This is a genomic window from Rhizobium sophoriradicis, assembly GCF_025200795.1.
GTDB lineage: Bacteria > Pseudomonadota > Alphaproteobacteria > Rhizobiales > Rhizobiaceae > Rhizobium > Rhizobium sophoriradicis.
On record NZ_CP104152.1, the window covers coordinates 3,844,883 to 3,857,839 of the forward strand.

At 61.8% G+C, this 12,957-nt stretch carries 13 protein-coding genes; 3 read left to right on the forward strand and 10 right to left on the reverse strand.

Annotation, left to right across the window (positions count from 1 at the left end):
* Positions 1-165 precede the first annotated feature (165 nt).
* Positions 166-903, forward strand: coding sequence for a sugar transferase (locus N2597_RS18845; RefSeq protein WP_038691714.1), 738 nt, complete (start codon positions 166-168; stop codon positions 901-903).
* Positions 904-1,142: 239 nt separating this feature from the next.
* Here the strand turns inward: N2597_RS18845 and N2597_RS18850 are convergent, their stop codons facing one another.
* The 8 genes from N2597_RS18850 to N2597_RS18885 form a co-directional block, all read right to left on the reverse strand.
* Positions 1,143-1,550, reverse strand: coding sequence for a F0F1 ATP synthase subunit epsilon (locus N2597_RS18850; protein WP_010053653.1), 408 nt, complete (start codon positions 1,548-1,550; stop codon positions 1,143-1,145).
* Entirely contained in the window at positions 1,550-1,789 is a 240-nt protein-coding gene (locus N2597_RS18855) for a hypothetical protein (protein WP_009984701.1), read from the reverse strand. The genes N2597_RS18850 and N2597_RS18855 overlap by 1 nt, the downstream gene beginning before the upstream one ends.
* Positions 1,789-3,216: a F0F1 ATP synthase subunit beta gene (atpD, locus tag N2597_RS18860; protein ID WP_038691716.1), complete on the reverse strand. Its 1,428-nt coding sequence runs from the start codon at positions 3,214-3,216 to the stop codon at positions 1,789-1,791. The genes N2597_RS18855 and atpD overlap by 1 nt, the downstream gene beginning before the upstream one ends.
* Before the next feature lie 22 nt (positions 3,217-3,238).
* Entirely contained in the window at positions 3,239-4,123 is an 885-nt protein-coding gene (locus N2597_RS18865; protein WP_038691718.1) for a F0F1 ATP synthase subunit gamma, read from the reverse strand.
* Between the two features lie 28 nt (positions 4,124-4,151).
* Positions 4,152-5,681, reverse strand: coding sequence for a F0F1 ATP synthase subunit alpha (atpA, locus tag N2597_RS18870; RefSeq protein ID WP_039622598.1), 1,530 nt, complete (start codon positions 5,679-5,681; stop codon positions 4,152-4,154).
* Entirely contained in the window at positions 5,681-6,247 is a 567-nt protein-coding gene (locus N2597_RS18875; protein ID WP_170961502.1) for a F0F1 ATP synthase subunit delta, read from the reverse strand. Before N2597_RS18875 ends, atpA begins: the two co-directional genes overlap by 1 nt.
* 254 nt (positions 6,248-6,501) lie before the next feature.
* Positions 6,502-6,891, reverse strand: coding sequence for an AGROH133_08824 family phage infection protein (locus tag N2597_RS18880; protein ID WP_096762018.1), 390 nt, complete (start codon positions 6,889-6,891; stop codon positions 6,502-6,504).
* A 79-nt stretch (positions 6,892-6,970) separates the two neighbouring features.
* Positions 6,971-9,187, reverse strand: coding sequence for a primosomal protein N' (locus tag N2597_RS18885; RefSeq protein ID WP_096762119.1), 2,217 nt, complete (start codon positions 9,185-9,187; stop codon positions 6,971-6,973).
* A 214-nt stretch (positions 9,188-9,401) separates the two neighbouring features.
* On the opposite strand from N2597_RS18885, the gene N2597_RS18890 reads away from it, so the two are divergent.
* Positions 9,402-10,334, forward strand: coding sequence for a dihydrodipicolinate synthase family protein (locus tag N2597_RS18890; RefSeq protein ID WP_096762019.1), 933 nt, complete (start codon positions 9,402-9,404; stop codon positions 10,332-10,334).
* A 42-nt stretch (positions 10,335-10,376) separates the two neighbouring features.
* Here N2597_RS18890 and N2597_RS18895 read toward each other — a convergent pair whose 3' ends face one another.
* Both N2597_RS18895 and N2597_RS18900 read right to left on the reverse strand, forming a co-directional pair.
* Positions 10,377-10,859 (reverse strand): GNAT family N-acetyltransferase, encoded by a 483-nt coding sequence (locus tag N2597_RS18895; RefSeq protein WP_096762020.1) that lies wholly within the window; start codon positions 10,857-10,859, stop codon positions 10,377-10,379.
* A 16-nt stretch (positions 10,860-10,875) separates the two neighbouring features.
* Complete coding sequence (locus N2597_RS18900) at positions 10,876-11,826, reverse strand: lysophospholipid acyltransferase family protein (protein WP_096762021.1); 951 nt, start codon at positions 11,824-11,826, stop codon at positions 10,876-10,878.
* Between the two features lie 137 nt (positions 11,827-11,963).
* Here N2597_RS18900 and N2597_RS18905 point away from each other — a divergent pair, with 137 nt between their 5' ends.
* Positions 11,964-12,899 (forward strand): tyrosine recombinase XerC, encoded by a 936-nt coding sequence (locus tag N2597_RS18905; protein ID WP_038691729.1) that lies wholly within the window; start codon positions 11,964-11,966, stop codon positions 12,897-12,899.
* Positions 12,900-12,957: the final 58 nt, after the last annotated feature.

Consider the following 12,957-nt stretch of genomic DNA (forward strand, 5'->3'; position numbering starts at 1 on the left):
TTGTTTTCGCCTCAACTATAGGCATTAAGGTTAACCAGGAATACTCCCATTTTTGGTGTCTCCAGGGTTAGCGATTTGTTAATTATGACGATGACAAACCTTACCTGAGCATGTATTTGTCTCCACACAGTTCAGAATTGCATCTAAACTTGTGGGCCTTGCTTAATGTATGCTTTTACTTCGAAGACGAGTTCACGCTTCGATCCGTCTCAGCGTCAGACCAAAACCAGGACCCTGGTCATAGCGAATTCCAACATTCGCCAGCCGGAGAGCTTTGCCAATGGCAAAGCAAAGCCGGCACTGCGGTTGGCCGTGAAACGGCTGATCGACATCGTCATCTCGGCCAGCGCCCTCCTCGTGCTGGCGCCGCTTTTTCTGGCGATCGCTCTCTTCATCAAGCTCGACGATGGCGGTCCGGTGTTCTTCCGCCAGATCCGCTGGGGCCTGAACGGCCGGAAGATCAACGTCTTCAAATTCCGCTCGATGCGGGCGGAAGCTTGCGATCCCAGCGGCGTCCAGCAGACCGTCAAGGGCGACGTCAGGATGACCGCCATCGGCGCAATGCTCCGCAGGACCAATATCGACGAACTGCCGCAACTGCTGAACGTCCTCAAGGGCGAGATGTCCCTGGTCGGCCCACGCTGCCATGCCATCAACATGCGCGCAGCCGGCAGGCTCTACGAGGAAGTGGTGCCGAACTACCACCAGCGACACGTCATGCGCCCCGGCATCACCGGCCTCGCGCAAACACGCGGCTGGCGCGGCCCGACGACAAGGCCGCTGGCAGCTCGGGCCCGCATCGCCTGTGATATCTATTATGTCAAGAATTTCAGCCTGCTGCTCGACCTGAAGATCCTGTTCAAGACACTGATCATCGAGCTACGCGGCGGCACCGGCTTCTGAGACGCTGCGACAAGCTGCGGCTGCATGATCCGCCAGCAGCTCAGGCGACTCCCAAAGAATTGGAGAGCGCTTTTGGAGTTTTCCTGATCTGATTGAAGCCGTCTGTTTTCTCGACCAAAACAGGCGGCCGCGTTCGTTTGAAGTCGCACGACAACGCTGTTGTCCCTATCCAAGGAAGAAGCCAGACACAAAAAAAGCGGCCACCGAGGCCGCCCTTTCATTGAGGCTGTCGTACCCGGTCAGTCCTGCTGGACGATGCCGCGCAGATGCGTCAGTTCCATGATGAAATGCTCGAGCTTCGACTTGTGCTCGTGCAGCTCTGCATGTTCGAGCTCCTTGCGGGCAGCCTCGATCCGACGGGTCAGCTCGTCCTTATGGAGTTCCTCGACCGGGACGGCGGATTCGGCGAGCAAAGTGCAGCCTGTCGGCAGGATATCGGCAAAACCGCCGAACACCACGTAGTCCTGCTTCTTGCCGGACGCCGAACGCACGCTCACCACACCGGGCTTGATGGTCGTCATCGTCGGCGCGTGGTGCGCCATGACGGTCATCTCGCCCTCGGTTGCGGGAATGACGACCTCGGTCACCATCTCCGACAAGAGCAGACGCTCCGGCGAAACGAGCTCAAAGTTGAAATTGTCAGCCATCAGTGACTTACCTTCTCGGCTATGGCTTTTGCATCTTGCAATTTGGTCCCGCAGAACGGGCAGTGCAGTATCGCCTGGTCGAGATATCCGAGGCCTTCCTCGGTCTGAACCAGCCCAACGACCATCATGACCACGCCGTTATCGGCACGATAGACGGTCGGTGCTGCCGGTTCCGGAAGTTCCGCCACGACCCCCTTGAGGGAGTCGCAGCAGAATATCTCGTCCTGAGCGTCGCTCATCAAGCGGCAGCGAGCTTCTTGGCCTTTTCGATGGCTTCGTCGATCGAGCCAACCATGTAGAAGGCAGCTTCCGGCAGATTGTCGTATTCGCCGTTGACCAGGCCCTTGAAGCCCTTGATCGTGTCTTCGAGCGCAACCAGCTTGCCCGGCGAACCGGTGAAGACTTCGGCGACGAAGAACGGCTGCGACAGGAAGCGCTCGATCTTACGGGCGCGGGCGACGGCCAGCTTGTCCTCTTCGGACAGTTCGTCCATGCCGAGGATGGCGATGATGTCCTGCAGGGCCTTGTAACGCTGCAGCGTCGACTGAACCTTACGGGCGACTTCGTAGTGCTCTTCGCCGACAACCATCGGGTCGAGCATGCGCGAGGTGGAGTCGAGCGGGTCGACGGCCGGGTAGATGCCCTTTTCAGCGATCGAACGCGACAGAACCGTCGTTGCATCAAGGTGGGCGAACGAGGTTGCCGGTGCCGGGTCGGTCAAGTCGTCAGCCGGAACGTAGATGGCCTGAACCGAGGTGATCGAGCCGGTCGTCGTCGTGGTGATGCGTTCCTGCATCTGACCCATGTCGGTTGCCAGCGTCGGCTGATAACCCACGGCCGAAGGAATACGGCCGAGCAGAGCCGACACTTCGGAACCTGCCTGCGTGAAGCGGAAGATGTTGTCGACGAAGAACAGAACGTCCTGACCCTGGTCGCGGAAGTGTTCCGCAACCGTCAGACCCGTCAGAGCGACGCGGGCGCGGGCGCCCGGCGGTTCGTTCATCTGACCGTAAACCAGCGCAGCCTTGGAGCCTTCGCCACCGCCATGCTTGTTGACGTTCGATTCGATCATTTCATGATAGAGGTCATTGCCTTCGCGGGTGCGTTCACCGACGCCTGCGAAAACCGAATAACCACCATGCGCCTTGGCGACGTTGTTGATCAGTTCCATGATCAGAACGGTCTTGCCGACGCCTGCGCCGCCGAAGAGGCCGATCTTGCCGCCGCGTGCGTAGGGAGCCAGCAGGTCGACGACCTTGATGCCGGTGACCAGGATCTGCGCTTCCGTCGACTGCTCGACATAAGCAGGCGCATCCTGGTGGATGGCGCGCTTATGGGCGGTGACCAGCGGACCGGCTTCGTCGACCGGCTCGCCGATGACGTTCATGATGCGGCCGAGCGTCTCGTTGCCGACCGGAACCGAGATCGGAGCGCCCGTATCAATGACCTGCTGGCCGCGAACGAGACCTTCACTCGAGTCCATGGCGATGGTGCGGACTTCGTTTTCGCCCAGATGCTGAGCGACTTCGAGAACCAGACGGTTGCCGTTATTGTCGGTTTCGAGCGCGTTCAAAATCGCCGGCAGTTCGCCTTCGAAAGCAACGTCGACGACGGCGCCGATAACCTGGGTGACTTTGCCGACAGAGCGGGTAGCTGCCTCAGCCATTTTCTTACCCTCTTTTCCTAACTCAGAGCGCTTCCGCGCCCGAAATGATTTCAATCAGTTCCTTGGTGATCTGCGCCTGACGCTGACGGTTGTAGCTCAGTGTCAGCTTGTTGATCATCTCACCAGCATTGCGCGTCGCATTGTCCATGGCGCTCATCTTGGCGCCCATCTCGCCTGCGACGTTCTCGAGGAGCGCGCGGAAGATCTGGACGGAGATGTTGCGCGGGATCAGATCGCCGAGGATCGACGCCGGATCCGGCTCGTATTCATAGACGGCGCCGGCATGGGCGGCATCTTCGGCAGCGGCTTCCGGAGCCTTGGCCGGGATGAGCTGCTGCGCGGTCGGAACCTGGCTGATCACCGACTTGAATTCGGAGTAGAACAGCGTGCAGACGTCGAACTCGCCGGCCGAAAACATCTCGATGATGCGCTTGCCGATCTGGTCGGCATTTTCGAAACCGATCTTCTTGACGTCGCGCAGTTCCTTGCGCTCGATGATCAGCGGCGCATATTCACGGCGTAAGATGTCGTAGCCCTTCTTGCCGACGGTGAAGATCTTCACCGTCTTGCCTTCAGCGACCAGCTTGCGGACGTGGTCACGCGCAAAGCGCGCAATCTGCGAGTTGAAGCCGCCGCAAAGACCGCGCTCGGCCGTGCAGACCACCAGCAGATGGACCTTGTCCTGGCCGGTGCCGGTCATCAGCGCCGGTGCGCCATCCGCATCGGTGACGGCCTTGGCGATATTCGCCAGAACCGCACCCATGCGCTGCGAATAAGGCCGGGCGGCCTCGGCCGCCTCCTGCGCACGCCGAAGCTTCGCCGCGGCGACCATTTTCATCGCCTTGGTGATCTTCTGCGTCGCCTTGACGGAGGCGATCCGGTTTTTCAGATCCTTGAGTGAAGGCATCCGTGATCCGTCCTAACTTCGGGCCCGATTACGAGAAAGACTTGGCGAAGCTATCGAGAGCAGCGGTAAGCTTGCCCTTGGTATCGTCGCTGATTGCCTTTTCCGTGCGGATCGCGTCGAGGATGGCCGAGCCTTCCGAACGCAGGTACGAAAGCAAGCCCTGCTCGAACTTGCCGACCGATGCGACGGGCAGCTTGTCGAGATAGCCGTTGACGCCGGCGAAGATCACGGCGACCTGTTCTTCCGTCTTCAGCGGCGAGAATTGCGGCTGCTTCAGGAGTTCGGTCAGGCGTGCACCGCGGTTCAGCAGGCGCTGCGTCGCAGCGTCGAGGTCCGAACCGAACTGGGCGAAGGCGGCCATTTCGCGATACTGGGCGAGTTCGCCCTTGATCGAGCCGGCAACCTGCTTCATCGCCTTGATCTGAGCCGACGAACCGACGCGGGAAACCGACAGACCGACGTTAACGGCCGGACGGATACCCTGATAGAACAGGTCGGTTTCGAGGAAGATCTGGCCGTCGGTGATCGAGATGACGTTGGTCGGAATAAAGGCCGAAACGTCGTTGCCCTGCGTTTCGATGACCGGCAGAGCGGTCAGCGAGCCCGCGCCCTTGTCGTCGTTCATCTTGGCGGCGCGCTCGAGCAGGCGCGAGTGCAGGTAGAAAACGTCGCCCGGATAGGCTTCGCGGCCCGGCGGGCGGCGCAGCAGCAGCGACATCTGGCGGTAGGACACGGCCTGCTTCGACAGGTCGTCGTAACCGATCAGCGCGTGCATGCCGTTGTCGCGGAAATATTCGCCCATGGCGCAGCCGGCAAACGGAGCGAGGAACTGCATCGGCGCCGGATCGGAAGCCGTGGCGGCCACGATGATCGAATACTTCAGGGCGCCACGCTCTTCGAGAACCTTGACGAACTGGGCAACGGTCGAGCGCTTCTGGCCGACGGCGACGTAGACGCAGTAAAGCTTCTCGCCTTCCGGACCGCTCTCGTGAATGGCCTTCTGGTTGAGGAAGGCATCGAGCAGGATGGCGGTCTTGCCGGTCTGGCGGTCGCCGATGACGAGCTCGCGCTGGCCGCGGCCGACCGGGATCAGCGCATCGATGGCCTTGAGGCCGGTCGACATCGGCTCATGAACCGACTTGCGCGGAATGATGCCCGGCGCCTTGACGTCGACGCGCGAACGGCGCGTCGCATTGATCGGGCCCTTGCCATCGATCGGATTGCCGAGCGCGTCGACGACGCGGCCGAGCAGTTCCGGACCAACCGGAACGTCGACGATGGCGCCGGTCCGCTTGACGGTGTCGCCTTCCTTGATGTCGCGGTCGGAGCCGAAAATAACGACACCGACGTTGTCGGATTCAAGGTTCAGGGCCATGCCGCGGATGCCGCCGGGGAACTCGACCATTTCACCAGCCTGGACATTGTCCAGCCCGTAAACGCGAGCGATACCGTCACCGACGGAAAGAACCTGGCCGACTTCCGAGACTTCTGCCTCTTTGCCGAAATTTTTGATCTGGTCTTTGAGAATTGCGGAAATTTCCGCGGCGCGGATATCCATCAGCCAACCTCTTTCAATGCGAGCTTAAGAGTGGAGAGTTTGGTACGAAGAGACGTATCAATCTGGCGGGACCCGACCTTTACGATCAGACCACCGAGAATTGACGGATCGACCGTGACTGATATCGTCACGTCTTTGCCGGTAACGCTCTTGAGTGCCACCTTCAATTCGGTTTCCTGCGCCTCGGAAAGCGCATGCGCCGAGGTGACCTCGGCGGAGATTTCACCGCGATGGTTCGCGGCGATGATGCGGAAGGCCTTGATCATGCCAGGCAGGGCAAACAGGCGGCGGTTGCGCGCCACGACCTTCAGGAAATTGGCGAAGAAGCCGCTGATGCCGGCCCTCTCGCTGATGGCGACAATCGCCTTCAGCTGGTCCTCAGCGGAAAAAACCGGGCTTGCGACGAAGCGCTTCAGTTCGGCGCTCTCATCCAGCATCGCCTGGAAACGGTCGAGATCGGCGGTGACGCTGTCGACGGCGCCCTGTTCGAGCGCCAGCTCGAAAAGCGACGAGGCATAGCGCTCGGCAACACCAGAAGTAAGCTGGGACGTGTCTGCCACTGGCACAAATTTCCCTGATTTCAATCCAAAATCCGGCTCTCGGCGGGCGCCGAACCTATGATCTTGAATTCGTTTTGATTTCCCCCAGAAATCACAAGAGAAGCCTCTTGCTTCTTCCGAAATTCGGGGTCCGTCTAACATAGGATGTTCGGACTCGCAACACGCGTAATGCCCGAATACGCCTTTCGCATGAATTTCTGTCTGCAAAATTGCGCAATGGTCTGAAAGCGGGCCGCGGAAGCCGCCGGCGGCGGCGAAAATTACGTCTGGAAGAAGCCGAAAACATACAGCAGTGGCAGTGCCGCGATAATCGCCTGCACAACCACAAGTAAATAGTTGAGGTAAGTACTCCCCTTATCTGACAGGATGGAGACGATGCGGGCAAACGCAGCCATGGCGAACGCCGCTCCGAAGGCGGTATAAATCAGCGGCTGAGCCAGCACGACGGCACCGAGGCCAAGACCGAGATAGAAGCCGCCCATCGATCGGACCTCGCTGAAACCTTCACGCCGCTCGCCGCGCGACGCCAGACCGAAGACCCTCATCGCAAGACCCGGCGCAAACATGATGACGAAGCCGGCCAAGGCCGTGAAGGCGGCTGCGCCGAAGGCAAGCTGCTCACCAAATTCCGTCGGAAACTCAAATTCCATGCCTCGACCCCAAATCATCCGCTGATTCTGCGTTTATGCCATGCTCGGCCGGATCCGGGAACGCAGCGTGCGGAACGATCTACAGAAAGCTCTGCGGATCGATATCGAGCTGCACCTGCACCGATCCGCGCTCCTTCGGCGATTGCGACAGCATCGCCCGCAGGAAGCCCTGCATGTCGGAGTTGCGCCGCCCGTGCACCAGAAGCCGGAAGCGGTGGCGGCCGCGCACCAGCGCCAGCGGCGCCTCCGCCGGGCCGAGCACCGAGATGCCGGACACCTGGGGCGCTGCATTGCGCATGCCGCGCGCATGGTTTTCGGCGTCGTGGCGGGTTTCGGCCGAGACGATGATCGAGGCCAGTCGGCCGAAGGGCGGCAGTGCGGCGCGTTCGCGCTCGGTGATCTCGCGCTCGTAAAAGGCATCGGAATCACCTGAAACAATCGCCTGCATCACGGGATGCTGCGGCTGGTAGGTCTGCAGCAGCCCATGGCTCTTGAGCCCGGTGCGCCCGGCCCGGCCGGTCACCTGCGACAGAAGCTGGAAGGTGCGCTCGGCCGCACGCGGATCGCCGTTGGCGAGGCCGAGATCGGCGTCGATGATACCGACCAGCGTCATCAGCGGAAAATTATGGCCCTTGGCGACGAGCTGGGTGCCGATGACGATATCGGCCTCGCCCCTGGCGATGGCATCGAGCTCCAGCCGCAGCCGCTTCACACCGCCCATGATATCCGAGGAGAGAACGATCGTCCGCGCCTGCGGGAAATGCCGCTCCACCTCTTCGGCGATACGTTCGACGCCGGGCCCGCAGGCAACGAGATGGTCGAGCGTGCCGCATTCCGGGCATGCTTCCGGCGTGCGCTCGGCATGACCGCATTGATGACACTGCAGCTGCTTGCGGAAGCGATGCTCGACCAGCCAGCTCGAACATTGCGGGCATTGGAAGCGGTGACCGCAGACCCGGCAGAGCGTCAGCGGCGCATAACCACGCCGGTTGAGAAAGAGCAGCGCCTGTTCGCGCCGCTCCACCGTCTTGCCGATCGCCCGGATCAGGACCGGCGACAGGAAGCCGCCGCGCTCCGGCGCGTGCCTGCGCATATCGATGAGATGCAGGTCGGGCAGCGCCGCATCGCCGAAACGCGTCGGCAGATGCACGGTGCTGTAGCGCCCGCTCTGCCCGTTGACCTGACTTTCGACCGACGGCGTCGCCGACACCAGGACGACGGGGAAATCACCGATGCGGCCGCGCACCACGGCCATATCACGCGCATTGTAGAAGACGCGGTCTTCCTGCTTGTAGGCGGGATCATGCTCCTCGTCGACGATGATGAGGCCGAGATCCTCGAAAGGCAGGAAGAGCGCCGAGCGGGCGCCGGCGACGACCCTGACTTCGCCGGTCACCGCCTGGCGCCAGACTTTTTCTCGCATGCGCGGAGCGAGGTCGGAATGCCATTCGGCGGGCTTTGCCCCGAAGCGATCCTGAAAGCGCTCCATGAAACTGGCCGTCAGCGCGATCTCCGGCAGCAGGATCAGCACCTGCCTGCCGCGTTTCAGCGTCTCGGCGATCGCCTCGAAATAGACCTCGGTCTTGCCGGAGCCGGTCACGCCGTCGATCAGCGATACGGTAAATTCGCCCTTGCGAATGTCGGAGACGATCTCTGCGGCCGCCTCTTTCTGCGGCCCTTCGAGGCGAGCGGCGGCAAAATCGGGATCCGGCATCGCCACCACTGGCGGCGGCGGCAGGAATATCGTCTCGAAGATGCCGAGCGTAATCAGACCATCGACGACGCTGGTCGAAACGCCAGCCGCATGCGCCAGGCCGCTGCGTGTCCAGGACAAGCCGTCGGAAGCGGTCTCGAGCACGCGCGTCCGCGCCGGTGTCAGCCGCTCCGGTTTGCCGCCGATGAACTTCAGCCCCTCGACCATCGGCTCGGGCTCGAAGGCGTTCGGCGCCCTCAATGCCATGCGCGCGACGAGGCCGGGCGGGGAGAGCGTATAGGCCGCCACCCAGTCGATGAAATCCCGCATCTCCCTGGAAAGTGGAGGGCAGTCGAAGACATGGCTGATCGGACGGAGCTTCTTCGGATCGACGCCATCCTCGCCGCCGTCCCAGACCACGCCGATCACTTGTCGCGGCCCAAGCGGCACCTGCACGACCGAGCCGGGCTCGACCGCCATGCCTTCCGGCACCGAATAGGAATAGGGTTTCGGCGCCGGCATCGGCACCAGCACCGGAACCGTTCGGTTCACGGGCGGTGCTTCGAACAGCGCGCCAAAGAGATCGGACGAATCTGTGCTCATCGGGCGAGAACATGCCCGCAAATCGACGGAATTGGAACCGCAAAGACGAGGCGGTGCATCTTGCGAGGAATGCGGATTTGCGACGGTTCCGCCAGGATCGCCCATACTCTTAAGAAAGGGTTGCCGGACGAACGATTGGCCGCATAGATTGCCGGAGAGATTCAATTGGAAATGCCGAAGCGCTGTTCTTCGGCCGCTGAATTGGAGCGCGCGAATGGCCAGACTGACCGAAGACGCCAAGGGCGTCTATGTGATCGCCGTAACTCCATTCACCGACGACGGCGCCCTCGATCTCGACAGCATCGACAGCATGGTCGATTTCTACGAGGGCGCCGGCGTCACCGGACTGACGGTGCTTGGCCAACTCGGCGAAGCCCCGAAGCTGACAGCCGAGGAATCGCGGAGCGTGGTCGAACGTGTGCTGAAGCGCCTCGACGGGCGCCTTCCCGTCGTCGTCGGCGTCTCAGCGCCCGGACTTGCGCCGATGCGCGAACTTGCCGAAGCCGTCATGGGCGAAGGTGCTGCCGGCGTCATGGTTGCGCCGCCCTGGACGGTCAAGACCGACGACCAGGCTTTGGCCTTCTATCAGTCGGTCGGCGAAGCCCTGGGCGACACGCCTTTCGTGCTGCAGGACTATCCACTCACCACAAACGTGACGATCGCGCCTGTCGTCATCGAGCGCATCGTCAACGCGGTGCCGAATTGCGTCATGCTCAAGCACGAGGATTGGCCGGGTCTTGCAAAGATCTCAGCACTTCGCGCCGCCAGCGACAAAGGCGCCATGCGGCGCATCTCGATTCTTTGCGGCAATGGCGGGCTGTTCCTGCCCGAAGAGATGGGCCGCGACGCCGACGGCGCCATGACCGGCTTTTGTTATCCCGAGATGATGGTCGGCGTCGTCGAAGCCTATGCGGCCGGCAATCCCGATCGTGCCCATGCGATCTTCGATGCCTATCTGCCGCTTGCCCGCTACGAACAGCAGCAGGGCGTCGGCCTTGCCTGCCGCAAATATGTGCTTGCCAAGCGCGGCGTCATCAAGTCCGCCACGCTGCGCAAACCGGGCGCGAGGCTTTCGGCACTCGATATTGCCGATGTCGAGCGGTTGCTGGCCCGCCAGACCATCCGTCTCAAGGAGATCGGCGCCTGAGGGCGGGACGATAGATCGAAGCGGCAGGTATGATTGCGACGGCTATGGTTGTCGAAACAACGTCTTTTCGCCGTCAGGGCAGCCTGACCCATCGAGCTCGAGAACATGGCTATAGCGGTTCCGCGCGCGCGGCTGAAACCCGAGCGACTCCCAGAATTTCGCCGCAGCATCATTTCCCACATGAACAGTGACGATACTGCAGCAGGGGCGTGCATGATCGAGCAGAGAAAGGGCGAGCATCCGGCCGATGCCGCGCCTGCGCATTGCGGGACGAATACAGAATCGCCGCATCCGCAACGCCCCTGACATGGTGGGCTCGATGGTCATGCCCCCGATGCCCGCAAGCCCCTCCGCAACATAGGCGGCCAGCAGCCTTTCGCCGTCACGCTCGAACCTGACGGCACCGGCCGACCAATCGCCGATGAGGCGGGTGATATGGAGATGGCCCTCCTGCCGGGCATCGTGTTCGAGCTTTGCGATCTCCTGCGGCAATCGATCGCGGATAATGCGGATATCGATCGTCATGGCAATACCAACGCATCTAGACGGCAGGTACCGGAATCTCGCGCGGCATCGCCGCGGCCGGCATGCCGACCGGCACGAAGGTGACATCGCCATCGCTGGCCAAATCATACACCGTATGTTTCTCCAGCGCCTTCGTCACCTCGTTGAGATCGCCGTCGAGATGCTCGGCGGGGATGAGGTTGCCGATCACGAAATCGAAACGGTCGCCGCGCTTGTTCAACAATTCATGAAAGACGGTCATGTCGCGCAGTTCCGTCGACCATTTCGCCAGCCAGTAGAACAGTCCGGAATTGCGCGCCGTCATGTGGACCGGAAGGATCGGCAGATTGTATTTGCGCGCCAGCCCAACCGCCGACGTCTTCCATGGGCGTTCGTTCAGCCGGCCGTTCGCCCAATAGGCGATACGGCCTGATGGAAAGAGCACGGTCGCCTTGCCCTCCCTCACCGCGTGGTTGGTCAATTGCAGCGTCTCACGCGCCTTGAGCTTGCTCTTATGCTCCTCCCGCCACTCGACCGGGATGACCATCTCGGCGAAGCGCGGATTGACGCGGATCGCATCGCGATTGGCAAAGAACATCATGTCGGGCCGACGCGATTTCAGAAGGTCGAATACGGCAACACCGTCGGCGATGCCTGTGGGATGGTTGCTGACGAGGATGAAGCCGCCTGTATCCGGGATGCGCTCGCCATTGGCGATGCCGATGTCGAGCTTCAGCACGCCGCTCAAATATTCGAACGCCTGGAAGCCCGGCATCTTGGCAACCGCATTGGCGAATTCGATCGCCTTGTTATAGCGCAGAAGCGTGTAGAGGAACGGCCGCATGACCGGCCAGAGCGGATTTTTCACGATCCTCTGGCCGCGTTCGGCAATCAGCATGTCGACGATATGGCCGGGCTTTCCCTGTGAAACAAGAACAATCGCTTCCGCGAGCTGTCCGAAAGCCGTCATGGAGTCGCGCGGTGCCATGAAAGATCCTGTCTATGGGCTGTAAGCTATCGCAGTACAATATGATCTAAGGATGACAAAGGCTTGGCCGGCATTAGCAATTCCATAACCGTTCCTGCTTCAAATTGGCGGACTTAAGGGCAAATTCAAGGCGCGACGTGAACGAACTGCTTGTTATCGCCGATCCGCGCCTGATGGCGGAACGGGCCGCCTGGCTCGAAAACCTCGCTCGCGAGCGCCGTCTTTCCGAGCACACGCTCGATGCCTATGAGCGCGACACTCGCCAGTTCCTGACCTTTCTGACCGGCCATCTCGCCGGCCCGGCGACGCTTAGCGACATCCGGGAATTGCGCCCCGCCGATTTCCGCGCCTTTCTCGCGGCCCGACGCAAACAGGGCTCCGGCGCCCGCTCGCTCGGGCGCAACCTGGCGGGCCTTCGCTCGCTGTTGCGCCATCTCGAAAGGAAGGGCCTGGTCAATGCCGCCGGCGCTGCCGCGATCCGCTCGCCGAAACAGCCGAAGTCGCTTCCCAAGCCGCTGTCGGACACGCAGGCGATCACCGTCGTCAGCAACGAAGCCCAGCTCCATGACGAGCCCTGGATCGCCGCGCGTGATGCGGCTGTCATGACGCTGCTCTACGGCTGCGGCCTGCGCATCTCCGAGGCGCTGGATCTCGTTCCTGCCGACCTGCCGAAGGGGGCGGCGACGCTGCGCATCACCGGCAAGGGCAACAAGACGCGGCTGGTGCCGCTGCTGCCCGTGGTGTTCGACGCGGTCGAGAAATATCGCACGCTCTGCCCATATCATCTCGAAAGCGGCGCGCCGCTGTTTCGCGGCGCCCGCGGCGGCAAGCTGCAGGCGGCGATCATCCAGCGCGCCATGCAGAAGCTGCGCAGCGCCTTCGGCCTGCCGGAGACGGCGACGCCGCATGCGCTTCGCCACTCTTTCGCCACCCACCTGCTTGCCGGCGGCGGCGATCTGCGCACCATCCAGGAACTGCTCGGACATGCCAGCCTATCGACGACGCAAGTCTATACCGGCGTCGATGCGTCGCGGCTGCTCGAGGTGTATGATCGGGCCCATCCGCGCGCCTGATGCATGGCTGTGACAGCGGCCCGCGGCCTATCGGCAAGCTCAGCGCTCATGAATCCGA

Coding starts and splice junctions, on each gene's coding strand:
- N2597_RS18845 (WP_038691714.1), top strand. CDS start 166: ATGTATGCTTTTACTTCGAAGACGAGTTCACGCTTCGATCCGTCTCAG.
- N2597_RS18850 (WP_010053653.1), bottom strand. CDS start 1,550: ATGGCTGACAATTTCAACTTTGAGCTCGTTTCGCCGGAGCGTCTGCTC.
- N2597_RS18855 (WP_009984701.1), bottom strand. CDS start 1,789: ATGAGCGACGCTCAGGACGAGATATTCTGCTGCGACTCCCTCAAGGGG.
- atpD (WP_038691716.1), bottom strand. CDS start 3,216: ATGGCTGAGGCAGCTACCCGCTCTGTCGGCAAAGTCACCCAGGTTATC.
- N2597_RS18865 (WP_038691718.1), bottom strand. CDS start 4,123: ATGCCTTCACTCAAGGATCTGAAAAACCGGATCGCCTCCGTCAAGGCG.
- atpA (WP_039622598.1), bottom strand. CDS start 5,681: ATGGATATCCGCGCCGCGGAAATTTCCGCAATTCTCAAAGACCAGATC.
- N2597_RS18880 (WP_096762018.1), bottom strand. CDS start 6,891: ATGGAATTTGAGTTTCCGACGGAATTTGGTGAGCAGCTTGCCTTCGGC.
- N2597_RS18885 (WP_096762119.1), bottom strand. CDS start 9,187: ATGAGCACAGATTCGTCCGATCTCTTTGGCGCGCTGTTCGAAGCACCG.
- N2597_RS18890 (WP_096762019.1), top strand. CDS start 9,402: ATGGCCAGACTGACCGAAGACGCCAAGGGCGTCTATGTGATCGCCGTA.
- N2597_RS18895 (WP_096762020.1), bottom strand. CDS start 10,859: ATGACGATCGATATCCGCATTATCCGCGATCGATTGCCGCAGGAGATC.
- N2597_RS18900 (WP_096762021.1), bottom strand. CDS start 11,826: ATGGCACCGCGCGACTCCATGACGGCTTTCGGACAGCTCGCGGAAGCG.